This window comes from Granulicella tundricola MP5ACTX9 (assembly GCF_000178975.2).
Classification (GTDB): Bacteria; Acidobacteriota; Terriglobia; order Terriglobales; family Acidobacteriaceae; genus Edaphobacter; species Edaphobacter tundricola.
The window spans coordinates 131,498-157,319 of record NC_015065.1; the positions used below are offsets into that span (position 1 = coordinate 131,498).

General features: G+C 57.5%; 17 protein-coding genes and 1 pseudogene. 4 read left to right on the top strand and 14 right to left on the bottom strand.

Features of this window, described 5'->3' with window-relative positions:
• Window positions 1-438: 438 nt before the first annotated feature.
• Window positions 439-579: pseudogene (locus ACIX9_RS26565) on the top strand (transposase); the annotation flags it as partial.
• A 278-nt stretch (window positions 580-857) separates the two neighbouring features.
• Here ACIX9_RS26565 and ACIX9_RS20825 read toward each other — a convergent pair.
• Window positions 858-8,405, bottom strand: coding sequence for a beta-1,3-glucanase family protein (locus ACIX9_RS20825; RefSeq protein WP_157478238.1), 7,548 nt, complete (start codon window positions 8,403-8,405; stop codon window positions 858-860).
• 672 nt (window positions 8,406-9,077) lie between these two features.
• Here ACIX9_RS20825 and ACIX9_RS20835 point away from each other — a divergent pair.
• Window positions 9,078-10,451, top strand: coding sequence for a hypothetical protein (locus ACIX9_RS20835; protein ID WP_013582174.1), 1,374 nt, complete (start codon window positions 9,078-9,080; stop codon window positions 10,449-10,451).
• Window positions 10,452-10,641: 190 nt separating this feature from the next.
• Here ACIX9_RS20835 and ACIX9_RS20840 read toward each other — a convergent pair whose 3' ends face one another.
• Together ACIX9_RS20840 and ACIX9_RS27510 are read right to left on the bottom strand one after the other, a co-directional pair.
• The gene (locus ACIX9_RS20840; RefSeq protein ID WP_013582175.1) at window positions 10,642-11,289 is read right to left on the bottom strand and encodes a hypothetical protein; all 648 of its coding nucleotides are present in this window, start codon (window positions 11,287-11,289) and stop codon (window positions 10,642-10,644) included.
• Window positions 11,290-11,291: 2 nt separating this feature from the next.
• Complete coding sequence (locus ACIX9_RS27510; protein ID WP_049789470.1) at window positions 11,292-12,701, bottom strand: leucine-rich repeat domain-containing protein; 1,410 nt, start codon at window positions 12,699-12,701, stop codon at window positions 11,292-11,294.
• Window positions 12,702-13,135: 434 nt separating this feature from the next.
• Between ACIX9_RS27510 and ACIX9_RS20850 the strand changes: the two genes are divergently transcribed.
• Window positions 13,136-13,495, top strand: coding sequence for a hypothetical protein (locus ACIX9_RS20850; RefSeq protein WP_041598090.1), 360 nt, complete (start codon window positions 13,136-13,138; stop codon window positions 13,493-13,495).
• Window positions 13,496-13,499: 4 nt separating this feature from the next.
• Here ACIX9_RS20850 and ACIX9_RS20855 read toward each other — a convergent pair whose 3' ends face one another.
• From ACIX9_RS20855 to ACIX9_RS20885, 7 genes are all read right to left on the bottom strand, one after another.
• Window positions 13,500-14,960 (bottom strand): MFS transporter, encoded by a 1,461-nt coding sequence (locus ACIX9_RS20855; protein WP_013582177.1) that lies wholly within the window; start codon window positions 14,958-14,960, stop codon window positions 13,500-13,502.
• Window positions 14,961-14,965: 5 nt separating this feature from the next.
• Window positions 14,966-15,328 carry a DUF421 domain-containing protein gene (locus ACIX9_RS20860; protein ID WP_041598091.1) on the bottom strand — a complete coding sequence of 121 codons (363 nt, stop codon included), beginning with the start codon at window positions 15,326-15,328 and terminating at the stop codon, window positions 14,966-14,968.
• Window positions 15,329-15,424: 96 nt separating this feature from the next.
• Window positions 15,425-15,958, bottom strand: coding sequence for a hypothetical protein (locus ACIX9_RS24240; RefSeq protein ID WP_013582178.1), 534 nt, complete (start codon window positions 15,956-15,958; stop codon window positions 15,425-15,427).
• Entirely contained in the window at window positions 15,955-16,401 is a 447-nt protein-coding gene (locus ACIX9_RS20870; RefSeq protein ID WP_013582179.1) for a DUF421 domain-containing protein, read from the bottom strand. The genes ACIX9_RS24240 and ACIX9_RS20870 overlap by 4 nt, the downstream gene beginning before the upstream one ends.
• Window positions 16,402-16,684: 283 nt before the next feature.
• The gene (locus ACIX9_RS20875) at window positions 16,685-17,374 is read right to left on the bottom strand and encodes a hypothetical protein (protein WP_013582180.1); all 690 of its coding nucleotides are present in this window, start codon (window positions 17,372-17,374) and stop codon (window positions 16,685-16,687) included.
• 45 nt (window positions 17,375-17,419) lie between these two features.
• On the bottom strand, window positions 17,420-18,292 hold the full coding sequence (locus ACIX9_RS20880) for a ferritin-like domain-containing protein (RefSeq protein WP_013582181.1): 873 nt from the start codon (window positions 18,290-18,292) through the stop codon (window positions 17,420-17,422).
• Between the two features lie 74 nt (window positions 18,293-18,366).
• Window positions 18,367-19,263 carry a ferritin-like domain-containing protein gene (locus ACIX9_RS20885; protein ID WP_013582182.1) on the bottom strand — a complete coding sequence of 299 codons (897 nt, stop codon included), beginning with the start codon at window positions 19,261-19,263 and terminating at the stop codon, window positions 18,367-18,369.
• A 129-nt stretch (window positions 19,264-19,392) separates the two neighbouring features.
• Here ACIX9_RS20885 and ACIX9_RS20890 point away from each other — a divergent pair, with 129 nt between their 5' ends.
• Window positions 19,393-19,650: a hypothetical protein gene (locus ACIX9_RS20890; RefSeq protein WP_013582183.1), complete on the top strand. Its 258-nt coding sequence runs from the start codon at window positions 19,393-19,395 to the stop codon at window positions 19,648-19,650.
• Between the two features lie 111 nt (window positions 19,651-19,761).
• Here ACIX9_RS20890 and ACIX9_RS25470 read toward each other — a convergent pair whose 3' ends face one another.
• The 4 genes from ACIX9_RS25470 to ACIX9_RS20900 all read right to left on the bottom strand — a co-directional run bounded on the left by ACIX9_RS25470 (window position 19,762) and on the right by ACIX9_RS20900 (window position 25,423).
• Window positions 19,762-20,358: a hypothetical protein gene (locus tag ACIX9_RS25470; RefSeq protein WP_198152238.1), complete on the bottom strand. Its 597-nt coding sequence runs from the start codon at window positions 20,356-20,358 to the stop codon at window positions 19,762-19,764.
• Complete coding sequence (locus ACIX9_RS25475) at window positions 20,298-20,459, bottom strand: family 20 glycosylhydrolase (protein WP_085940638.1); 162 nt, start codon at window positions 20,457-20,459, stop codon at window positions 20,298-20,300. The genes ACIX9_RS25470 and ACIX9_RS25475 overlap by 61 nt, the downstream gene beginning before the upstream one ends.
• Window positions 20,460-20,736: 277 nt before the next feature.
• Complete coding sequence (locus tag ACIX9_RS25480; protein ID WP_085940639.1) at window positions 20,737-21,669, bottom strand: beta-N-acetylhexosaminidase; 933 nt, start codon at window positions 21,667-21,669, stop codon at window positions 20,737-20,739.
• A 355-nt stretch (window positions 21,670-22,024) separates the two neighbouring features.
• A complete protein-coding gene (locus tag ACIX9_RS20900) occupies window positions 22,025-25,423 on the bottom strand; it encodes a TonB-dependent receptor (RefSeq protein WP_013582184.1) in 3,399 nt (1,132 codons plus the stop codon).
• Window positions 25,424-25,822: the final 399 nt, after the last annotated feature.

The window sequence follows — 25,822 nt, forward strand, 5'->3', positions numbered from 1 at the left end:
CTATCTCAGGCAATCATCAATAACCAGGCCGAGTTCCTCGCCAATGCTATTGATGCACTGAGAAATCACCGCTCCGCCACATCGCCCTTCGGCCCGCATCCGATATCAACTTCTGTCCTGCACAAGGCCATGTTCTGGACCTCTCTATGTCTGGATAGAAGCGCACTGCACGCTCATGCAGCACTTCTCAAATAGCGATCAGCTGCAAGAGCTGCAGCCGCAGTCCTGAAGAGACATTGGAACGATGATGACCAGAATTAGTCCTACCGTTCCTATCAGCGAAGCGCCTCAAGGTTTGTCTTGACTTCTGCTCAGATTGTTCCAATACTGATACCGCTCTCTTGAAACCAGCTACCAATCCCTGAATCGTCCAGTGGAATGCCCGGCCTTTTCTGTACCAGTTAAGAACGATGAAACTGGCATTGAGAGGGACTTTTGATGGTACGAGGCACGAAGCATACGGTAGAGCAGATTGTGAACCTACTGCGACAGGTTGAGGTTGGCATGGCGAAGGGCAAGGCGTTGCCCCAAGCCTGCAGGGAAACCGGGATTGTCGAACAGACGTACTACCGTTGGCGCTGGTGGAGTGCCCATCGTTTTTTGAACCAGTTGATTCGTTAGAAACCGCGTTTCAAGGAGCGGAAGATGGCACGAAGAAAGAAGCAATACGGCTGAACGAGTGGTGAACTTGCTGCGTCAGATTGAAATTGCAGTAGCGAACGGGGAGACGACGTCTGTGGCGTGGAAGGAAGCGGAGATTACGGATCAGACCGCCCTCTTTCGTAAGCATGCCTTTAACAACAAAAGGGGGCGTCGCCAAGTAGCGATGCCCCCCAATTGCAATTTCAGTGACCCAACTACCAACCAATGGTCCACGTCATGTGTTCAGGGTTGCCGGTTGAGATAGTGGTGCTTTGGTTGTTGTTGTCATCGTAGGAGAAGCCATAAGCAAAGCCTCCAATGGAGTGTTTGTGCCAGAACTGCGCATACGCGTTGTCCGGTGCCGCTGGGAAGTAGGTGCTGGCATCGGCCCAGGTTGTGGGCGACTTCAACAGAATGCCGCGATTGGTTGCGGAGCATATCTGGTTCTGAAGCTGCCTTTGCACGCCGTCCTCATCCTGCTGCATTGCGGCTAATGGGCTGCCAGGCGCTCCGGTAATATCGACACCGGAGTTCATGGAACCGGCGCAGATCAGGACCTCCTGCGTGGTGGGTTGCTGGACGGTGAAGATCTCACCCACATTCTGTTGAGCTGCGTTGACCTCAGTAAAGGTGAGCGTTTTGCCTGCGGCAGTACCGCTGTACTGACGGCCGGCCAGATTGATGGTGATGGGCTTGGTCGCATAACTGGTCCATGCCGTCTGCACCACATTATCGAAGTAGTTGGCGAAGGGTCCGTTGTTTTGTGGGTTTAAGGTATCGGCGAACATTGGCATCCCAGTCTTGGCAGGCGAAAAGATGAATAAGTTCGTCAACGTGGAAGGCTGGAACTGTATCGGTACTTCCGCCGCAAACTCAGCATCAATCTGGGCGACTGTTTCGGTGATACCAACCTGCTGGTGAAAAGAAGCGTTCGACGCAAAGACATCTAGCACCAGCGGTATTCCAAATTCATCCACCTGGGTGGTGTTGATGAAGATGCCTGTAGAGCTGTCAGGGTTTGCGTGGTAATCGAACTCATACCAATCGAAGTGGGTGTTGTAGTTTGGATCGGTGGGGTTATCATGCACCGGTCCTACAAACCCCGTGATCTTACCGGTGTTATCAGGAGGAGGGAGCCCGATGTAGAGCGGCACGCCAAGCGAGACGAATGCTCGCGCCGATCCTAAAGGCGACAGCTTTAGATTGGACGCCTGCGCCAGGGTAAAGGAATAGTTGCCGTACGGTAGACCGTCCGGCCCAGTGAGATGATTAGCGGCGCTACTGTCAGCCGTAGTGAAGTCCACAATCTGACCGGCAGCGTTGACATAGGCACGGTTACCGTTACTCGGATCGAACCCAATCATTGTGATGTAGACCTGGTCATTCGACCATGCTCCATGAGTGTTGTTGACGAGATCGATGTCGATTGCGCCCTTCACAACGGTGTAGGGAGTTACGGACAAGGTTGCGGCTGACGACGTCGTCGGGGTGGCACCCGACGTGCTGCCGACCAGGACAGAGAACGTGCTTGCGTTGTCCGTCAGGGTCAGAGTTGGGGTGACGTAGGTGGCAAAGGTGGCGCCGGCGATCGGCGTACCGCCTTTGAGCCACTGGTAAGTGAATGGTCCCGAACCAGCTGCCGTCACTGAGAACGTAGCAGCTGAACCAACCGTAGCATTCTGGTTAGCAGGCTGCGCTGTGAAAGCGATTGCGCCGCCTGTTCCGGTTCCCGTACCTGTACCAGTGCCCGTACCGGTACCAGTGCCAGTCCCGGTGCCGGTGCCAGTTCCAGTGCCAGTTCCAGTGCCAGTTCCAGTTCCGGTGCCGGTTCCGGTTCCAGTGCCTGTTCCCGTACCGGTGCCAGTTCCGGTTCCGGTTCCAGTCCCAGCAGTGCCTGAGCCGTAGACCTCCATCTCATACAGCGAGTAGCCATACTGCGACGAGCGCTGGATGCCATAGAACTGCACATAGCGTGCGTTTACTACTGGGAAGATGAGGTTTTCCGTGCCACCCTGGCCCTGTGTCTGAGTGAAGACCGGGGTCCAGTTCTGCCCATCCGTCGAGGTGCGGATCTGATACTGGAAACCGTAAGCACGCTCCCAGCGCAACACGACCTGGTTGACCGGCATCACCGCTCCGAGATCGACCTGCATGTCAGAGGCGTTGGTGAAGGCAGACGACCAACGGCTGGTCGCGATGCCGTCAACCGCATTGGCCGGTCCAACACCACCGTTTTCATCTCCGGTGGAGAGGGTTGGCTTGCCGAGAGCAAGGTTAGGACCGGTGGGCATCGGCGTAGTACCGAAGCCCGTGATCATGGTGTCGGTTCCGTTGGTGTTGCCGTTACCGGAGTTTGCCGGATCGGTTGGAATGACCGGCTGCATGGGGTTGGTTGCCGAGCCTGTCGGCGCGGTGATGAGCGGGTCCGGCGTTGCGAGTGGCGCTGTGGGGGCGGGAGCGTAAACCTCCATCTCCCACAGCGAGTAGCCGTACTGCGACGAGCGCTGGATGCCGTAGAACTGCACATAGCGAGCGTTCACAGCCGGGAAGACCAGGTTCTCCGTGCCACCCTGACCTTGCATCTGGGTGAAGACCGGGGTCCAGTTCTGTCCGTCAGTCGAAACGCGGATCTGGTACTGGAAGCCGAACGAACGCTCCCAGCGCAGCACCACCTGGCCAACCGACTGCACCGAGCCAAGATCGACCTGCATGTCAGACGCGTTGGTAAAGGCGGAGGACCAGCGAGTGGTCGCCACGCCGTCAACAGCGTTGATCGGTCCGAGACCCGGGTTCTCATCGCCGGTGGAAAGAGCGGCACCACCGAGCGCGAGGTTAGGACCAAGGGGCGCCAGCGTCGTACCGAAGCCGGTGATCATGGTGTCGGTTGAGTTGGTGTTGCCGTTACCGGAGTTTGCCGGGTCGGTCGGAATGACCGGGTTAGCAGGATTGGTCGGCGAGCCCGTAGGCGCAGTGATTGCCCCGGGATTGTTTGGTGCGGTGGGGCCCGTGGGACCTGTGGGTCCGGTGGGCGGCGGGAGAGGAGTGGAAGAGACCGTCAGAGCGACCGGAGTGGACACTACCGTTCCGCTGCCGTTCGTCACTGCGACACTGAAGGTGGCACCATTGTCGTTTGTGGTGGTTGGCGGGGTGATGTAAGTCGGCTCGGTTGCGCCGGAAATGACGGTTCCGTTCTCAGACCACTGGTACGTGGGGGATGGCACGCCGGTCGCAGCGACCTTGAAGGTGGCTGAGAGTCCTAACGTCACGGTGGACGGTTGCGGTGCGGCTGTGATCAACGGTGCCTGTCCAGCGAAGGTGCCGGTGGTGCACAGCGTTGCGCCGGGGAAGTTGAGGGTTACGTTCTGGGTGACGTCGCCGTTGAAACTTACGATCGCCGTCTCCGTGGAATCGGTGGGGTTGACGGTCGAGGTCCAGGTGCTCCACGTTCCGTTGAAGGCGCAGCTTGCGTAGTTGTTTCCGCTGATGCTGAGTGCTTCAGCCTTGGTTGGCAGCCGCATACTGCGGTTCGCGCAGAAGGTGGCAGCCTTGTCGCCGGTGAACTGTGCACCGGTGGTGGCGTCTGTCTGTACGGTACGCGTCCAGGTCAGGTTCAACAGGTTATCGACGACCAGGCTGGTATCGGCAGTGCTGGGCGTGTACCGCTCATTGACGCCGCCGCACTGCGCGAGGTTATAGACCTGGAACTCAAGGATGGAGTAGCCATACTGCGTTGCGCGCTGGTTGGCGTGCATGCGCACATAGCGCCCGCGAACCGTTCCAAAGCTCAATGTCTCGGAGCTGCCGCCGCCATCATGCTTGGCGATCGCCTGCACCCACTGCGGATTGGCCGTGGGATCGTCGTTGGTGTAGTCGACCTCGTAGTCGGTTGCGTAAGCATTCTCCCAGTTGATCGCGACAGTGTTGAACGGCTGAGTTGCACCCAGGTCGATGATGAGATCGGACGGGTCGACTCCGGGGGTGAGGGTCGTAGGCGGAGCACCTGCTGAGGCGGAAGCCCAGCGGGTGGCGAGGTTGCCATCAACTGCGTTCTCCGCACCCAGGCAATTTGCACCGCTAAGCGGCGGGGCGGTCGTCAGATCGTTGCAATTCTGCTGAGAGCTGGAGGCAGTCGCCGGCATGGCATACGCCAGGTTGACCCCGGGAGGCGCCAACGTCAACTGTGCACTGGCACTTGTAGCGGGTGCATTGGCCGCATTGTTGACCGTAATGGTGTACGAGCCGGCGGTCGATGCGGACATTGCCGGAATCGTAAAGTTGAACACGCTTGAAGACTGCAAGTTGCTCTCGAGGATGGTTGTCGCTCCACCCTGGGGGGTGAAGTTCCACTGATACGTGAACGGTGCGGAACCGACGACCGTGGCACTCAGCATAACTGGCTGATTGCTAGCAACGATCTGGCTTACAGGCGACCCCGTGATGCTGACCGGCAAAGGCGCCGCGATGGTCAGGACAGCGTTGCTGGATTGGACTTGGTTCAAGGGGTTGCTGACGATCACGTAGTACGTGTCCGTGTCTGCCATGGTTAGGATCGGAGTCGTATAGCTGCTCAGAGGACCTGAAGCCACCTGGTTGTTGTTCTTGAACCACGCGTAGTTCAACTGCGGTGAGCCGCTGGCGACCACGTTGAAGGTCGCCGTCTGGCCTACAACCGACGTCTGCGATGCCGGCGAGGTTGTGATCGCAACGTTTTGCGGCGGGCTTACGGAAAGGATAGCCGGGTTGGAGCTGACCGAGCCAAAGCCGCTCGCACTCGTCACCGTCACCATGATGCTGTCGTTGTTGTCTGAAAGGGCCGTGGCACCGGTGATGAAGGTTGTGCCGTTGGCACCTGCCACTGCGTTGTTGTTCAGGAACCACTGGTAGCTCAGCGTGCCGGAGCCGCTGGCAGAGACCGTAAAGGTTGCCGGCTGCCCCTGAGTCACGGCTGTGCTGACAGGGGGGACGATGATCGCAGGAGCCTGCGTCGTGGTGGGTGGGGGTGGCGCTACGGAGGTCAACGTTACGGAGTTCCCTACCAGACCCGGTGCGGTTGCCGTCACCGTGACTGTACCGGGCGTGAAAGTGCTGCGCAAGGCAATCTTCTGCAGACCGCCCTCAAAGTTCAACTCAGGATCTCCTGGAGCGTGGAAGAACGCATTCGGCTGGCCGCCGATGATACCGGCATTCGCCAGCGAGAAGGCATCCTGGTAGTAGTTGGTCCATGAAGGATCAGCCACGAGCTGCTGTGTGCCGCCCATGTACTGCGCGGGTCCTCTGACCGAGAAGGTTACGTTGTCCGCAGCGGTAGGAACGATGTTGCCTTGCTGGTCGACAACCTGAGCAACCACAAATGCGGCATCGGAACCGTTTGACGTCCACTGGAAGCTGGAACCGTCAGGCTTCTGCAATTCAGGCACGGCAGTCAGGACTATCTTGTACTCCGGACCAGCAGTCACGCGAGTATCCGAGATTCCCGGGTTACCGGTTTCATCGATACATTGCGCCGTTACATTGCCGGGTGCAAAGTTGACCATCCAATGCACCTGACCCGGCATAACCGTTGTGTTCTGTGTAAGGTCCAGGCTGGAGTTGCTGGTCCAGTCGTTCGGCTTCTGATCCGCCAGAATCGCGCCGGTCACCGGATCTTTCGCAACACCATTGATCAGCAGGCGTACCGCCGGGCAATTGCTGAACGCATTGACCTGGATGGGTGTCCCTTGGGTGTACTCATAGGCGCGGTTCCAGTGATGGGCCAGCGCGACTACGGGCTTGATGGAGTACGGAACCCAGTTTGCCTCATAGATGTAGTACAGCAGCCGCGGGAAGCGGTTCTGGTCTACCTCGGAATAGCCGAGCGAGCGGACAAAGTTCACCATGGCCGGATTGTTCTGATACTCGGACCACAAGCTGATCTCACCCGGGGTCTCGGCAAAGTACCACTGCGCCATACCGAAGGTATTGACCGCACGGCCGCGGCGCCAATCGTCGAGATAAGGCGCGGCAAAGGAGAGCTCGTTGTCATACGCGAGTCCGCGTCCCGTGCCGACGTTGTCCCAGTACTCAGCGCCGAACGCAGGGAAGTCTTCATTGTTCTGTTTAGACGCAATCTCGCATCCGGCCTGATCGCATTCGTTGATGTAGGCATAGGAGGTATCGCCGGAGCGCGTGGCCTGCTTCCGTATCTGGATGGAATCCCACTGCTGCTCGAGCGTATCGAGCTGCGATGCAAGCAGCGTATTGTTGCCGCCGTTGTCTTCTTCCCAGTCGAGAATGGATGGGTGGCTGCGGTCGCGGATGATCATGTCGCGATGCAGTTCCTGCTTGAGTTGAAGATCGTCCGCTGTGGGCGGAGTGTTGCTTGAAAGACTCCAATGGCCTTCCCCATCGCCGCTGGGCTGATCGATCATGATGCCGTAGGCATCGGCCGCTTCGACAAACTCCTCGCTGGAGGTTGAGTGACCCGGACGCCAGACATTACCGCCGCCTGCGGCAAACTGTGCGAGGTCACGCCAAACCTGCTCATCCGGAACGGCAGAGCCCAGGCCAGGGTAGTCATAACGCCCGGACGCACCCCACAGGTACTGCTGATGTCCATTGAAGTAAGGAAAGTTCTTGTCCCACGTCAGCATGCGGATGCCCAGCGGGCTCTGCGCCGAGTCGACCACGACGCCATTGACGCTGACGATATGGTAGACCTTATACATATAAGGCTTGCCGTAGATCGAATTGTTCGGATACCACAGCGTCGGGTTCGGCACGGTGATGGTCTGGTCAAAGATCGGCGTTGGGCCTGAGGGGAAGGTGGCTGCCGTCATCGCCGGCACGGACTGTGTCAGGGGGGCAGCCGTAACGACCACCTTGCCGCTCGCATCGACAATCTGCGTCGTCAGCGTGACCTGCTGGGTCGCATTCGTCTCATTCAAGACGTTGGTCTGGACCTCCACCTGTGCGGAATTTGCTGTTGCAGTCGCAGCCGCCGAGAAGTCGATCGACTTGGTGCCCACGTACGTGCCCCATGTTTTCTGGTTGGAATAGACGTTTACCGGAATGTGTACCGGATTGGTCACGTAAAGATAGACATTTCGGAATAGGCCCGCCATCGCCTGTCCGAAGCGGAAGGCACCCGAAAAGCCCGGCTGCTCAAACCACGGATCTCCACGCGAGACGTCGATTGCAATGACATTGTCCGTCGTGCCGTCGGCTTTGATGTATGGCGTGAGGTCGACGACGACTGGAATGAATCCAACCACATGCGTCGCCTTCGCGTTTGCCGCCACGAGGCTCATGCCTGGGAGCAGATTCCCGTTAATGAACACCTGCACCGCAGTATGCGATCCCTCCAGGTTGAGCAGAAACTTCTGTCCCGCGTACTTGGGGTCCACCTTGAAGTGCAGGCGATACCAGTTCTGATTTCCCGTTAGCGAACCATCACCTCCACCTGAGGTCTGGTTGATGAAGGTTCGTGGGATGTTTGCGTCGTAAGGCACGCCGACCGGTTGCCAGTGAGCCGCGCTGTCTGTGTTTTCCACAAAATCCTGCGCGGAGTATTGAGTCGAGTTCACCGTGTTCTCGTAAAGCCAGGGGTTCTGCGGAGCGCTCGATGTGTTCGTCGCGTCCCCGATGTACTGCGGCACACCCGCTGAAAGATTGATGGTGGAGCGCTGCGAGAGCGGTAGGTACCGTTCAACCTGCTGCGCGTTTGCCATCAGCAGCCAGGGTGCCAGGATCAACAGCGAACTCGCGAGCAGCAAGCGGAGCGCCATGAACCGTGTGCGCCCCTGCGGAGGGGCGAACATTTCTCTTTCAATATGATCAGTGGCGACAACGACGGCACGGAGAGCGGGGCGGCCTGATGCGCGGTCGGAAAGAAGGACAGTATTGATGTTCTGCATGGAAGCTCCGTTAGGTTGGGTCTCGCGCCTTCTGCCTTCTGGAAGACCGCGAGGAATGCCGTGCGTCTGATTGGGAAGCGTTCCCAATGGAAAACTTAAGTTACAAATGGGCCGGGTGTTCGATGCCTCTGCAACCCTAGGGTTCCGTAGTTGATTCCGCAAGGATGCTACGGTAGCGGAGCCAGAATCCTCTCGGAGGCCTGACTCCACGAGACGTATGTTACGTCGTCCAAACCATTGAATCTGCGGGGTTGAAACTTATGAAGGGTTAGGGAAATTGTTCAACGCCAACAAAAGTGACAATGCCGGGACAATACAAATCGCCAACCAGTGTTATCAATGAGTAGTAGGTCTTGACATCGATAACGGCGATGCAGCATACGTTACTTTCGTAATTTTTCCTTTACGGGTCTATTCATCGAAATGAAGTAAGGTAGGGAGCTGGGTCCCTGCCGTATCACACTGTTCCACTTGCCGATTGAGGGCTGGTCCCCTCCCCTTGGATTGCTCCGCCTAACAAAATTTTGTGAGAAAGATCGACCCATGCTTACTAAGGATTTGGAAGTCAGAGGGGAGCCCGGCGGGGGAAATGAGGCAGATGTTGAGCCTGAACCGGCCGAGATCCTCAAACAGCTTGAACGCGTCGTCGGCAGTTCCCTGTTTCGTAACAGCAAGCGTTACCCTTCGCTGCTCCGTTATATTGTCGGTGAATTTATAGCAGGGCGAAGTGATGCCCTCAAAGAGCGAGCACTGGGAATTGAAGTCTTTGGCAGGGATCCTGACTACGACACCAATGCAGACCCGGTCGTGCGCATCTCCGCCGGTGAAGTTCGCAAACGAATCGCGCAATACTACCAGGAGCGCGGACACGAGGACGAACTGCGGATCGAAATTCCGCTCGGCTCCTATCAGCCACGTTTTTTTCGGCCGTTTGAAGACAGACGGAGTACGCAGACGCAGCCAGAGGCTCGTTTCCGTGACAACGCCGCAGTCCCCCCCGAACTCCACGACTTGCACCCAGAGCCGACTGCATCCTCAGTCATCACGCCTACCTCGATCGCTGCTCTGGATCCACCGCTGAAAGCAAAGATCCGGCAGCCTCGCTTTCTGCGAATCACACGGCTGCATCTCATCTGGATCTATGGCCTGCTGCTCTGCGCTTTGATTCCATTGATCTTGTTCGGCTGGCAGAAATACCAGGGCAGGCAGCTCAGGCCGGGCGCGGCGTTCTTTTGGGATCGTCTTCTTCACTCATCAGAACCCACCCTCATCGTTCTCGGGGTACATTCCTTCGACGCGCAGGGGAACGATATTTCTTACGTCAGCCATGTGCTCTTACCTCAGACGCAGCAGACCCTACTCTCAGCGATGACGCGCTCAGACATGGTGCAACTGAATGACCTGACCAGTTACGTCAGGCTTACCACGCTGCTGACGCAGAACGCCCACTCGTTTTACACCCAGGGTGCAACCGATACCACGCTTGAACAACTCAGGCGGGGACCGTTTGTGCTGATCGGCGGCTTCAACAATCTCTGGACGACGAATCTCACCAAGCAACTTCGCTTTCGCTTCGTCACACTCCAGAACGGACGGAACTGCATTCAGGATAGCCAACGCCCGGAACGTATCTGGACGCTGGACACCCAGCAGAAGGCGCTGAGTAATACCCGGGACTACGGTATGGTGGACGCGTTCTTCGATCAGGAGACGGATCAGTATGTCCTCATCGTGGCTGGGATCGGGATGAGCGGCACCGAAGCAGCAAGCGAGTTCCTTACCAATGAGCAGGGATTAGCAGCATGGCTACAAAGCTCCAAGTCGGGTGCCGGTGACAACGTGCAGATCATTCTTTCGACGGATGTCATAGAGGGCAAACCGGGACAACCACAGATCGTCGAATCCTTCCGTTGGTGAGAGGATCACCGCGGTCGCAAAGCGAAGCACCAGGTTACAAGTTCTGGACGACAGCACTATATAGCGGTGAACTTAAGGGATTGTACGACTTGTGGCCATGAGTCTCCGGTCGTCGACAACCATCGACTCCGAAAATGATGCAGTTTCGAAAAACCTGCAAGGGAGCCAACACTATGGCGACTCAGCATGCTTACGCGACATATGGATCAACAACGGTGCAGTTTGCTGCTCCGGGGAGATCGGGGAAAACCGTGGGGGACGGGATGCTGGTATGAACGCGATCCAAGAGCCATTTCATCTGTCGTTTCCGCCGGAAGAGCTTTCCAAAGTACGTCAGGTACAAGAATCCCCAGCAGACAGACGCTGTCGCCAAGACGAGCAGAACGGCAATCCATATTGGTGCGTGGCATCCTACGACGACAGCCACGGCAAGCAGCACCAACGCAGAGCAGCAGATCGTCTCAAAGACGGCGAAGACCTTCATTGCCTTCCTGCGCATCATGAGGATGTAATCGCTCTTCCTGAGAGTGGGTTCAATCTGGCTTAGCAGATTGGGCAACGCCTCAGTAGGAACTTTATTTGTCAGCCAAAGCTCAATCAGGCTTTCGGGGAGGAAACGCGTTACGCCGTCCGTCTCTGAACGCAGTGCTCGATGAAACTCCCCCTGATGACGTGCCGCTTGAGCTTCGTTCGGTACGAAGTTCCGCAGGGTGGTCAGATAGTTCTCCAGCAGAAAGATGCCGCGGCGGTTCCCATTCCAGGGATCTTCAGCATTGAAGCTTACTTCAGTCTTGACCTTGGTCAGTTGAGTTGGCGGTGCAGGCAGTGGTACCAACATTCTTATCTCTCTCTTTCCGCCATAATTTCGTGACAGCGCTGTTCGGCATAGTCCCATGGCACGAAGCTGCACGCCTGATCTCTGGTCGTTACCTCAGCATATTTGCCGAAGCGCCGGTAGGCGGTAAACAGGTCCTCAGCCGTTTCGGAGTTTTGAGTCAAGAGGAAATCGTCCACGATCTTCCTGCAGAGCGTAACCGCCGATTCACAATCCTCAAACTCACCAATCTTGACGATCCCGCTTCCATCACGGTTGTTGCACGAATAGACCGTATATGCCGCCGGAGGATTGTCACGCGTTGTTTTCGCAATCTCCTCGCAGCGTTGCTCCGCATAGTTCCACGCGTCAAAGAGGCAGTTCGGGTCATCGCCGCAGATCCAGGGGTCTTCGCCGTAGCGATAGTAGACGCCCACCAGATCTGCTGCGTTCTTACCCCTCAGCCCTCGCATGGGCGCAGCCGGGAAGTTGGCAAAGAAGTCATCCACGAACTTCTTGCAGAGTGCGATCGCGGCGTCGCAATCGGCGAAAGTGCCAAGGATGCGCCGCTTCCACTGCTCTTGCTCGCGATGATAGTTGTCGTCCACATACACGGTGTAAACACTGTTCGAATCCACCGCTGCGACGTTCCGAGGATGCGCTGTCAGGAACTCTCGAATTGCCTTCGGCCCTTTTCTGACAATCTCTTCAGGAGGATGAATCCAGGGGTTCTGACCCGCTTTCAATCCGTCTGAGCCTGATGGGGGCAAGCGGTTTGGTTTGGCATTCCACTCCGCCAGGGCCTCAAGACATGTGAATTCCAGCGGAAGCTCCGTCAGCCGGTTTTGCTGAAGGTGAAGCCGGCGCAGTTTCGTCAGTTGCCCTATCTCGGCTGGAAGTTTGCGGAGCTTGTTATCGTTGACTCGCAACTCTCGAAGGGCGGTTAGTTGTCCGATCGATGGCGGCAGTTCGCTCAATCGATTGTGTCCGACGGATAGCATCTCCAGGTTGCTGAGGTTGCCGATCTGTGGGGGCAGTTCCGTCAGAAGGTTATCCGAAACATCCAGTTCCGTGAGCTGTTCCAATAGCGCGATCTCGTCCGGCAGCTTCGACAGCCTATTGTTGGACAGACTCAATACCTTGAGATTCTGACGCAGTATCTGAAGCTCGACGGGTAGCTCGGTCAGATCGTGGCCATCCACCACGAGGATGTCGCGCTGGGCGTGGAACGTAGCGCGGATCTCCTCCGCTACCGACGTTACGACCAGCCTAGCTTCAAACGCCTCAAGGATCTTCTCTCGCCACGCAAAGAAGGCCTCCGCGCCTTCGGTTGGATCTGGGTTCGCGACCGACACGCCGTACAGATGATCCGCTGCCTTACCGATCTTCTCGATCCATATCTTAAGTTGAGAATGACTCGCAAGCTGGCCCGACAACGGCAGGCTAAGGGCCTGTGGGTCGGAGGCAGTCCATCCGATATCAGGCAGGCCACGGGCGCGCGTTAGGAGGGAGCCAGGCGCTAGAGCGGTACGAAAGTGGCATGTGTATCGTGCGGCTTCCAGCGGATCGACAAACACAGGCGCTTTCCCTCGAGAACCAACGTGCCATAGATTATGACACGACTCTGAAGAACATCCGGGATGTCGCGTTCTATGAGTCGGCATGTGTTGACCGGTCGATTTACCGCAGGCGCTAGATAAGGTGCTCTTAGACGAACTGGACGATCGCGACAATCAGGTCGCCAAGGAGCGGGCTGCGGCCAAGTACGCCCAGGCCCAGGCCTTCATCCGCGCCCAGTCTCCGAACGTCGGTATCACTTCTGCAAATCAGACCACCCAGATCATCAGCCGCGACTTTAACGTCATCAACAGTGAGGCGCAGGCTGCCCAGGCAGACGAGCGTTACCGCTCCGCACTGGGCTGCCAACACTATTGCGCAGAGACACCTGCAGGCTCATCGCAACGACCTCGTCAGGAGCTATACGGGTGCAAGCTGGCTTCTGCGGCGGCAACTCATTTTACTGGGTCAGCACCTCTCCGCCCACGCAGGCTTCGCCGGCCACATCGCGACGCTGCGAGGTTTCTCCATCACTAGGACCACCTTGAATGCCCAGGCACAGGTCTATGCGTATGTGGATGTGTTGCGTTACTTTGGCTTCCTCTGCCTCATCTGGGTGCCGTTCGCTTTCCTCCTGAGCAAACCGGGTAAGGATGCACAGGGTGCCGGCTAATTGATCATTTGCTCTGCAGTGGTTTAGAGACCGACTCAAGACTCTTACCCGCGGCTTCCACCCCGATGAACGCCTCGAGGACAGCTGCTCCAACCATCAGAACAGCACCCAGCGCATAGCCAGCCGCAACAGCCGGCTTTGAGCCGGTGTGAATCAGCACCCCAAAGAGCAACGGAGCGCCGACGCCTCCGATGCAGGTCCCGATCGCATAGAACAGAGCGATTGCGAAGGCGCGAATCTCCAGAGGAAAGATCTCGGAGACCGTCAGATAAGCTGCGCTGGCCGCTGACGATGCGACAAAGAAGATAATGCTGAAACAGATGCCGAGCCCCTTGAGCCTAAGTGAGCCCGTTGCAAAGGGAAGGCAGATCGCCCCGAGCAGAATGCCAGCAATGGCATACGTCGCGGTGATCATCGGCTTGCGCCCAATTCTGTCAAAAAGCGGGCCGAGCACAAACGGCCCGAGGAAACTTGCGATCGCAAACGGCAAGAGCTGCAAAGGAAGCTTTTGGTCGGGCACATGAAAGAACCGTTTGCCGACAAGCGCGTACGTGAAGAAGACCGCGTTGAAGAAGTATGATTGGGCAATCATCAGAGCAAGCCCAAGAAAAGAACGTTGGCGGTTCTCACCCAACATGTTCACGAAGATCTCTTTCCATGGAGTATGGTCGCGAACGGTGATCTTCAGCTTCTCACCTTCTGGTCGAGGCAGCGCCTTGCCGGAGGAGGTTGTTACACGCTGCTCGACGTCACGGACGATCGTCTCTGCCTCTTCTTCACGGCCTCGCAGCATCAACCAACGGGGACTCTCAGGGACCGCGAGTCGAAGGAGCAGAACAAGAAGCCCAAGGCCTCCGCCGATCCCGAACGCGTAACGCCAACTTGTGGCTTGCGGGAACAGACTCCCCCCAAGGAGCACGAGCGCAGTGACGGAACCGACCGACGCTCCAACCCAGAAAGTCCCATTGACGAAAAGATCCACCGTGCCGCGCACCTTACCCGGAATCAATTCGTCGACTGCGGAGTTGATCGCCGCATACTCCCCGCCGATCCCAAGCCCGGTGAAAAAACGGCAGACAGCAAAGAAAAGAAACCCCTGCGAGAACGCCGTGCATACCGTGGCAACAGAGTATGTTGCCAACGTCACTAGAAAGAGTTTCTTGCGGCCGAGACGATCGGTGAGATGGCCGAAAAGCAGCGCACCGATTACGGCTCCGGCCAGATAGGTGGTCGCGGCAGCAGTGACCTGAGGATCGCTGAGCGAAAGCCCTTGCTTGCTCTCAAGAATGCCAGACAGAGAGCCGACCAGCGTCACCTCCAGTCCATCAAGAAGCCAGGAGGTTCCAAGCGCCGTGATGATGCGCACATGCCAGGAGGACCAGGGCAGGCGATCCATGCGCTGAGGCAGATCGGTTTCGATCTCTCGATCCTCACTCAGCCGTGCTTTGTTCATGGTGTCAGTCATAGGCGTTATTCCTTCTCCACCTTGATGATGCTGATTGCACCATTGCGCTCCAGGACGGCGTACTTCACGTTGAAGATCGACTTGACACCTTTGAGACGGGCAGCGGCCATGATGTCCTCCGGAGCCAGGCTCATGCCGGTCATGACCTCAGCTTGCCAGGCTCCATCCTTCACCGCGACCAGCGGCGTACCATCGACGATAGCCCCGAAAGTGGAGGACTTCGTCTTCGCATAGGAGACGGATCGATGAAGAAGGCCTACAGTCAGAATCGCCATCGCACAGTTGGTGACGGAACGGTCATGACCTACGGTCGCGAGGATAATCACGCCGCCGATCAGGAAGACGATAACAAACTCGAACAGTGTCATCTGGGCTCCCGGGCGCCGGGTCAGAACGCGAACCGTCAGTAGAAGAAAAAAATATCCCACTGCGGCGTGAATAATAGTCGACATAAACCTCTGCCTTTACGGGACGATGTAGACACGAGACTGTACGGCCGAAGCTCCCGGAACCTGAAGCTCGAAGTTTGCCGCCCCCGGCCGGTCAGGCTGCAGCGCAAAGGTAACGGTTGCAGGTACAGCCGTTGCAGGGAAGGTGTAGGTGATGCCTCCACCGCCAATGGCAGACGTCTCCGGCGATGGAATGATGCGCTGAGCTCCAAGCTTATTGACGATACTTTCGCTCGCAAAAAGCTTTATTTTCCCTTCCTGTATGGCGGACGGGTTGAAGTCGATGTGCAGCATGGATGGCGTGCCTGAGCGCTCGATGCGTTCAAAGTGGATCGTCATGGCTGGGCTGATCAATGTGGCATCTGCAAGCGGCCCACGCCCAAACAAACCCGCAAGGTCGGCCATGATCAGAAGCGCAAATAAGATCCAGACAGCACGCTCGAACTTCCACCAGGTCCGCTGAAAATCAAGATCTTCGCCAACGGCAACCTCGTCGTTGATCTTCGGGACGGAGTCTTCTACTTGCCTCTGAAACACAACCTTACTCATTCTGCTTCCTTCTTCACGATGCTGATCTCCCCGTTACGTTCAAGGATGGCCAAGTCAATCTGGTCGAGCGTGAGAATCCCCTGATCGCGCGCCGTCGCCATCACGTCGTCATCCTGTATGCCCATCTTTGAGAGTGTCTCCGCTCTCCACAGACCGTCTTTCATAAGAATCAGTGGGGTGCCATCGAAAAGCCGCGCTAGTCGGTTAGAGCGTGATCGTAGGAAGGCAACCCCGTAGTGTGCGAAAGCGATGGTGATGATCTGGAGCAGAGCGTTGGTAAGCGAGGCATCGTCGCCAACCATCGCCGTGAGGGCGAGCCCTCCCATGAAGAAGACGAGCACGAACTCGAACGGGGTGATCTGCTTGCCTGGACGCCGACCGACGACGCGCACAATAAAGACCAGAAAAATATAGAAGAAGAATGCTCTCAACACCGCAGCCACGTAGACACCTCATGGCGAACGTACTGCCCTGGAAAGCTGAGAAGCCGTATCTGATGGATTGGTTTCCTCCCCCTCCGCTACTGGAGTCAGGAAACATGATTTGTGATCTTTTGACGGATACGCTTCCGTGTCGCGTCTCGAAAGTATCGAGTTTACGAAAAGTCGCGGCCGGTTCGCAATGCCGCAGCACATTCCCCAGTGCGGTCCTTACAACATATCCAAGAGCAGCACCCCTGAGCGGACTGACCATCCGCCCAGGGCAGGTTGGTTGATATTGAAGCAATTAAAAACGGTAGTAGGTGCTGATGCTAGGTTCGGTGGTGACACGCCAGCTGCGTGTGCTGATGGCCGAATTCTCGAAGTTCGGGGCGCGGTAGTAGAGGGAGCGTCCTTCAATACGGAAGCCGATGTGCTTGGTGTGAGTGGGGATGTCGAAGCCGGCTTCAAGGAGGCCTGTCTCGCGGAACTGGCTTGAAGCCGTTCCAGGAATGAATTCCACATAGCCGCCGCCGACGTTGACGAAGGGCTGGAAGAGAATGTGTTTCGGATGGAACTGGTATGCGGCCGTGTACTCATGCATATCCGTCGTGACCTTGGAGGACTGGACGGTGGGAGTGCTGGAGTAGTTGTAGGAGTAGACCTCTGAGAAGCGGGAGAATCCGTAGTTGAGCTCAAGTCCGGCCCAGGGCTTGGGATGGAACTGGAGCGAGGTGATGAAGCCTGCGGACCAGGTGGTGTCCTGATGCTGGTTTGAGACGGTCTCGCTGAGGGTGCCGCCACCGACGCGCGGCACGTTGAAGGTGCCGGAGGTTGGGTTGCTCTCAAGCGGCGTGGAGAAGAGGCCGGTGCCTCCAACGGAGATGCTGGCTCCGTGAGGCTTGAAGACATCCTTATAGAACTGGGCGTTTGCTGCCGATGCGGATGCGCCGAGCGCGACGAGGGTGATTGCTGTGGTGCGAAGAAGCTGCTTCATTTAAATCTCCTGAATGGTGTTGCCGGGACCGAAGTTTGTGTCGAGTTAGCTGGTGATGAGGGTTCCGTTGAGGCCGTTGGGGAAGAAGCCGCCCTTGGAGACGCCGGTCTGACCGGCTGCGGCGTAGACGATCTGCAGGACCTGCGAGGTGGTTCGGACGGGGGTAAGGCCCGTTGTGTTGCTGGTGTTGAAGATCTGGGTGGCGGTGGGGGGCTGGTCTAAAGAGTCCACGGCTGGGGAGGTTACGCCGAGAGCGATGCAGAGCTCGCGGATGAAGCCTGCGTGCTGGGACTCTGTATCGAGGATCTGGGCTGCGTAGGTGAGAGCGGCGGTGCTGGAGGTGAGGTACTGGGCTCCGCCGATGTAAGCACTGACGCCGACAGCTTCCAACTGACGCGAGGCTGCAAGGAAGGTCGCGTCCGAGGTGACCGCGCCGCCTGCCGCGAGGTTGATGCTGGGCATGGGAACGGGTGTGCCGCCGACGGCGGTGATGGTGGAGCGGAGGAACTCAACGTGCTGGCGCTCATGAGTGGCTAGCTGGTTGGCTACGGCCGCAACGATGGGGTTGACGAAGGAGACCTTGGCGCCGCCGGTGACGCTGCCTGCGCCGGTGCCCATGTCGGCTGTGGAAAGCCCAGTGCCTGTGGTGACGTAGAGGTAGAAGCTGGCCTCGAGGTACTCAAGATTGAGGGCGAAGTTGAGGACGTCCAGGACGGAAGGAGTGCTGGAAGCGAGGGGCACGGAGCCATCGCTGGAACAACCGGCAAGGCTGCCTGAGAAGGCGGTGGCTGCGCCTGCGACTGCGAGGGTGGAGAGGACGCAACGGCGGCTGGTGAGGACAGAAGAACGGTTCTCCACAAGCTTGGCACTCTGGGTGGAGAGGGTGTCCGGGGTTGGATCGGTGAGGATGACTGACATGAAAGGTTTGCCTCCTGGCAAGGTGTTGGGCACGTTGATGTAGTTCGCTAGCGGTTCAGGGGGAAGCAGGTGCGCTACACGCTAGTGGACTTGACGTTGCCGTTGACGCCATTGGGGAAGAAGCCACCCATGGTCACGCCGGTAGTGGGAGTGGTGGTAGTCGCAGTGGATTTGCCATAGGCCACGCCGAGGACCTGCGAGGTGTTGCGCGCGGGCGAGAGCGCGTTGACGGCATCCACGGTGAAGTAGTTGGTGGCGGTTGGGGGGATGTCCTGCGCGTCGATGGCGGGGCTCACGACGTTCTGGGTGACGCATAGGTAGGCCAGGGCACCGGCATGCTGCCCTTCCGCGCCGAGAATCTGGCCTGCGGTGGTGAGGACGCTGGGATTCGAGACGAGAAGCTGTGCGGAGCCGACGTATGCCGAGCCGCCGAGCGCGGTGAACTGGCGTGCGGCGGCCAGGAACTGAGCCTGCGTCGTGACGGCACCGTTGGCGGAGAGGTTGATCAGGGGCTGCGCGATGGGCATGCCGCCGAGCGAGGTAATGGCGGAGCGGAGATCGGCAATATGATTGACTTCATCGTTGGCGAGCGCCTGGGCTACGGCCATGGTGTTGGCGGTGAGAGCGATCTTGGGGGGTGCGCCCTGTACGGCTAAGCCGCCACCGTTGAGAGACGAGCTGAGGCCTGCGCCGGTGGTGACATAGAGATAGAAGTTGGCTTCAAGGTACTCGAGGTTCAGGGCGAAGTTGAGCACGTCCGTGATAGCTGGGGTTGCGGTCTGCGCATGGGCCTCGCGTTCGCCGGCCACCATTCCGATCGCGGCTGCGCTGAGCATGGCACCAAGGAAGCCACGGCGATTCAGGTGCTGGATGGTGCGATCAAAGGCGAGGATTCTACGGTCAGTTTCGAGCTGCTCTACGTTAACCGTCTCGGTGGGGCAAAGGAGTGACTTCAGGTTGTAACGGGACAAGGGACTGCCTCCAAGGCGTGGGTGATCGTGTTCCGGAAATCTCCGGAATGGCATGAAACTAAGTTGTGGTTGGGTAAGCTCGATCTACGTACAACTCACCTGCGGCAGCCCGTCGGAGGCTGATTGACGATGAACATCATTGCTTTTTGCTGCATTAGTAGAGGAGAAGTGGAGGAAGATGGTTGCCCAGCATACGGCGGAGGTCGAGTGCTCCGGATTGAAGGGATCAATATGTCCGGTGCCAATGCGGCGGCTAACTATTCATTCAGTGAGGAAGCGTTTTCGGTGCTCGACCAGATCTTGAGCTCAAGCGATCAAGACCAGTTGTCTGAAGTGCTGATTCTAGACCAGCAACGTTTTAAGAGGCTCGCCGCCCGTATCCATTAGAAGGGGTTACTTTCGCGGGTAAGAGGTCCCACCTTGGAAATTTTGGCGATAAGCATTCACCTATTGATGAATTCGCGAATGCAACAAGAAAGTAGTGGATTGGTTCTACTCCTATGCCGCCTTCACAAGCTCAGTCAGCGGCATGAGAAAGGTAAAGTGAACCAGTGCACTCGGCTTTTTTGAATCCTCTAATTGCTGGTGGGCCTTGGTCTGCCAGTTCGCTGGAGCTTTCTGTCTGGCCTCAGCAAACTTCAGTGCTTCCTGGGCCGTTGTGCTCAGCGCCAGTAGCTGGTTTGCACGATTGTCGATATCACGCAACCGTGGTGATGTGATCATCTCTTGCTTGACTCTTGGCACCGACCGTTGCAGCGCGACAAACCAGTGGTCCAGCTTCGTGCGGTCCTCCTCATCCCCGGTCGGATCCGCCAGAAACCGCTTCATTGTCGCCTCAGTCCAGTACCGCGACGGCGGATCCGGCCGCACGGCATCAACAAAACGATCGAGAGCCGTGAGCTGATTCGTATGCTGCACCTGCGAACGCTCCCCAAAACTGACTGGCTCGAAAGCTAAAGAGAAGGTGCGCAGATCATCGATCTGCTCCGATCCTGCTAGCTCGCGTAGGCCGGCATCGCCAGACTGCAGATGTGTCAGGCCAAGCCCTTCCAACTCAACCGAGACCGTCTCCAACCTCCGGTACATGTCATCCACATCGCGCAGGTTCTCTGGGACCAGAAGCGCTCCGCAATCGCCGCCGTCCGGGGCCAGATACGAGAGTCGATCGTGCGTGGAGAGAGATGCTCGGCCCACATGCACACCTCTCCTCCTAAAATCAGCTTGCGCTGCTCCGGCGTCAACTCAGACGTCGACGGTAAAAGGGTCAGTCAGGTAGTGCACCCCCGCCGGCCTCATCCCGTCGAGGTAGTATGGAGCCGACAGCACACCCCCATAACCAAGCTTTGCACCCTTTGACAGTGAAGCTTCACCCCGCCATCATTGCACCACCACGTCTCTTGGCAGGCCGGGCGTCAACACTTCGTCCCACCCCATCAGATGTTTATGTAGGCGCATAATCGTCTTCAGCACTCGCTAGTTGAAGTAAGCCTGGAGCGCTTCATTGTCCTTCAGGTTGTGCGTCTGCATGAATGTTACAGTGCGCGGATTCTTCTTCCAGTCCGGAGCAGGGGTCTCGTCGCCGCCCACATGGATGTACGCATCTGGAAAGGCATGCGTCATCTCCTCCAGGAACTTATCGATGAAGGCATAGGTCTCATCGCGCGTCGAATCGATTGCATAATCGCTCACGCCAAACTCGCGCCGGATACCCTTCGGATTGGTTCCGCTCGCGAGTTCCGGGTATGCCATCAGCCATGCCACACTATGTCCTGGCATCTCGAACTCAGGCACAACCCGTATGCCTCGCTCCCGGGCATAAGCGACGATCTCTTTCGCATCGTCCTGCGTATAAAGAAGCCCATCCGAGCCTAGTTCCGTGAGCTTCGGAAACACTTTGCTCTCAATCCGGAAGCCCTGGTCCTCAGTGAGGTGCCAGTGCAAGACATTTAGCTTCACGGCAGCCATCCCATCGACCGTCCGCTTGATCACCGTGACCGGCTCAAAGTGCCGTCCGCAATCCACCATCAGCCCGCGCCACCGGAACCTTGGAGAATCCTGAATCGTCACTACCGGCAGCACATAGCCATCTCCCGAACTCTGAACCAGCTGTACCAGCGTCTCCAGTCCATGAATAGCTCCCACCTCCGTCGCAGCATCAATCTCCGCGTCGTCGGAGGTCACCTTCAGCGCATAAGATTCATCCTCATTGATCGACTGCACCATCTCACCCGGACGGTCCACCTTGACGATCAATCGCGTCTTCCCGATCACCGGCTCCCGGCCAAACCCCTCATGAGACAGCCCGGTGGCATTCTTCATCCGCCGAACCGCACGATCGATCGCATGGAGCAGACGAGCGTCGTGGCTCGCGGGTGTTTCCACCTTGAACGTGGAGGTAAGGGCCAGCGAACCACTACTCTACTGTAGATTCGCTGGCTGCGGCATCAGCGTGTTCCTGAAACCCGATTGTGCCGAAGCTGCCAAGCCCCATGCCATCACCATTACCGAACAACAGCGCACACCAAGTCCCATATCGCTTTCCTTCTCCAACCTTCGCCTCTTATGTAAACCTTGCCCCACTTTACCAAACCAGCGAGTCCTCCCCATCCACTACCCTGCCCTCCTCCGCATCTTTCTCTACCAACTTCACATGGTGAAGCCTTTCTGTGGTCAGTATCGCGTTGCGCTGAGCAGGTGCGGCGACAACAAAATTGCGCCACCTGGAGACCAGGTGGCGCATGAGGTTTGAGCGGGCCACACGTTAGAACCGGTAGCTGCCGGAGAACTGCAGGTGCCGTTCGACCGAGCGCACCCCTTGGTTAGAGACATTACCGAAGGTGCTGTCTGTGATGCCGCTATCAGGGTTGCCATAGCTCGTGATGTTGAAGGCGTTGAATGCATCGAAGCGGAAGCCGATGGTCTGCTCACGGAAGGTATGAAAGTCCTTGAAGGCTGACATGTCCACGTTTAGGTAGCCCGGCCCACGTACGTTTCCATTGCGTGCCGTGCCAAAGCTGTTATTGGCGGGCGTTCCGAAGGCGCAGACGCCGTTATCGACTCCGGGCGTCGTGCAAGGAATCGCTGAGGGATCCGTACCAAAGTAGTTCTCAAGCGTGCGGTTGACGATCTTCAGCGCACGATACTGGTTCGGACGTGAGCTGCCATAGCTGTTGGAATTGTTGCCGGGGCCGGTCAGCGTCTCTGGGAACCCCGTATACGCCACCGCGGCAACCGCAAGCTTCCAGCCGCCAATCGCTTCGTCCACAAACCGGTTCACATGAGAGAGATAATCCCTTCCCCGTCCTATAGGCAGCGCGTAGACCCCATTGCCGCTGAAGTTATGCCGAACGTCGTATCCCGCTGGACCCCAGTCCGCGCCGCTGTCGTAATAGTTCTGGAACGCCCCTGAGAAGCCGTTCACGTTCAGCCCGTAGTTGCCCAGGCTGTTGGTCAACGCCTTGCCGTAGGTGTAGTTGAGGGTAAACTCCAGCCCATGCGTCGTGCGTTGCCGAAGCACTGCCTGCAGCGCGTTGTAGTTCATGGTCGCGCGGGATTCCGTGATCAGCAGCGAGTTGCTTCCGATGCTGATCGACGGGTCTACCGCGTTGATGCCGATGTACTTGTTGTTGTAATAAGGCGCGGAGGTTTCATCTCCGTTGACCTTGTACTGGTTCAGGTTGCCGTAGTCCTCAATGTGCTGGCCGCCCTCTCCCAAATAGCCGACCTGGAGCGAGAGGCTGCGGGTCATGGCATACTCGGCCGTGAGATTGTACTCCTGTACGTAAGCTGGCTGGATGTTCTTCGGATATACATTGAAGGTTCCGCCGTATGCGGTTGTGCCTCCCGTAAAGCCCTGCTCTGCAGTGCGTGGCGCACCGGGGTTGCCCACGGTGGGAGTCACCACGGTCACGTTCACGGCTTGAATGAAAGGCGTGATGGAGGTCAGGCGCTGGTTGGAAGAGTTCCCTTCATAGAAGCTGGTCGCGCCATAGCCGCCACGAATGACGAAGCGGCTGTTCGCCTGGTAGGAGAAGCCCAGCCGAGGCATGATCTGCGTATGGTTCCCGTCATAGCAGGCGCGGGTGCTGCAGACTCCGGAGCCCGCCGGCGCTCCAACCGGCACCCTGCCCGCGTAGAGCACCTGGCCAGTCGCAATGTCGACGTTTCCGGTCTTGTTATTCGATTCGATCCACGGCTGGTCGTACTCATAACGAATGCCGAAATTGATAGTAAGGTTGGGCATTGCCTTGAAATCGTCACTGACGAATCCCGCGGTACGCCACTGCCTCTGACCTACGTTCACACTCCCCAGCGTCACCGCAGCGGACGAGACGCGATCCAGCAGGAAGTCAGCTCCCCCATAACCAGGAGCATTGCTCAGGTTCGGATTGCTGGTGAAGGCACCGCCGTAGCCAATGTTGCCCAAATACCCATTGTTGTTGCTGGTGGGGTAATTGTTCTGATAGCGAAGTGCCTGAATCCCCGCTGTGATGGTGTGCGTGCCACGCTGCCAGGTAATGTTATCCACGTAGCTGAATGTATTGTCAATCAGGCCGCCATCAAAAGCCCCCGTCCCAACGCCACTCAGGCCGCCAATATTCTGGGCGGAAAATCCGTTATAGGCCTGATTGGGAAACGGTATGCCCACGATCGAGTTACCCCTCGTGCCGAACACGCCCGAGGGATCCAGCGGAAGGCCCTGGTTCCAGTCGGTGCGGGTAAAGCCTGCGCGGGCGGAGTTGACAATGGACGGACTGAAGATGTGAACCCAGGTTGCGCCAAACAATCTGGTAGGAAAAATGCTGACACTCGGAAAAGTCACCGGAAGCAACGCCGTCGATCCGTCGTAAGCAGTCGACATGGCATAGAACCCGGTGATTTTGTCCGCAGAACGAGGGTCGTATTCGATTTTGATATCGCCCTGATTATTAGCGCGGTAAGTACGGATCGGTCCCTGGAAGTTGTTATTCAGTACGGTATCTGGGTCGGGGGTCGCATTGGGCAGGGGGTAGAGTTCAGGATGCGCAAACAGGTACTTGGCCACAGGGTTGATGACCGCAACGCCCCGGTTGCCGACGAAGGGAGCATAGTTGTTCACGGAGTCGTAGAGCTGGATAGGAGTGGCGCCGGCGGTGTTCAGCAGGGCTGAGAAATCGCCGTTACGCATGGCTTGGGTAAAGACGCTAGCCGTGCCGGTTCCCCCGCGGTGATAACGGGAGCCAAGGTAGTCCACAAAGAAGAAGAGCTTATCCCGCTTGATCGGACCGCCGAACGTCCCGCCAAACTGCGCCTGGGAGTACGGATTGGTGGAGATGACAGGGGTAACGTGCTTGTTATTGTAGGAGTTGGCGTTCGTGCGGTAGTCCTGAACATAGCCGTAAGCCGAGCCATGGAACGTATTGGTTCCACTCTTCAGAATACTGACGATCCCGCCGCCGTTCACGTTGCCGTAGTCAGCAGGGGAGTTCGCGGTGAGGACCTTGATCTCCTGAAGGGACTCAGGCGCGGGACTATATGCAATCAGGTTGTTGAAGGTTTCGTTGTCGTCGATTCCATCAAGCGTAAAGTTGTTGGCCTGGGCACGGTTTCCGTTCAGATTCACGGTGTCGCTGTTGTTCAGACTTCGCTCGATGCTTGTAGTCCCGCCTGTGCCGGAGGTGCTGACGGACCCCGGCAGGTAAAGCGTAAGCGCGGAGAAATCGAGGCCGTTGAGCGGGAAGTTCTGGATGGTGTTTGCGGTGAAGGTTCCGCTCAGCGTAGCGTCGTTGGTGTCGAGAATTTCGGATGCTTCTGAGACATTGACCGTCGTCTCCGATGAGCCAAGCGCAAGCTTCACATTGAAAGTCGTGGTCTGGAGGGCTTCAAGGGTAAACTGCGGGACGTTCTGCGTGCCGAAGCCGCTGCCGCTGATTGCGACCGTGTAATGGCCGATGGGCAGGAAGGCGATGCGGTAGAGGCCGGCAGAGTCGGTTTTCGCATTGGAATCGACGCCCGTGTCTACGTTATGGGCTACGACCATGGCGTTTGGAATCACGGCTCCGCTTGGGTCAGTGACCATGCCGGTCACAGTGCCGGTGACCGTTTGTGCTGCGCCAATCCCTGCACCCATTGCGGCCACAGCCGATACGCTACACAAAAATCCAGAGATATGTCGATTCATTTGCGTCCTCACCTAAAGTTGGTTCTGGCCTTCCGCTGTCTTCAAGCCGGTGTATCCCTCTCCTATACTGGAGAGGTGATTTCACGGGCTGCGTTCACCATCGTACTCGAGCGGTTGTAACTTGTTAGTGGATACTACAGGGAAGACGACGGTTTTGTCGGCAGTTTCTATTAGGGACGGTGGATGTTATCAAAAGAATCACGGGGGATAGCTCAACGCCAAAGCGCGACAGAGCCCGACGATGACTTCGCGTCGATCTAGAGGGGTTTCATCGGCACAGATACCCCCGCGGCTTTTCGAGGCAAACAGCAACCCAATGCTCAAGCGTTGGCTTAAGATTGTTGCGCGGTGTTGAAGCGCATCTTGCCCATCGAGGCAATAAGCTGGTTCATAGATCAG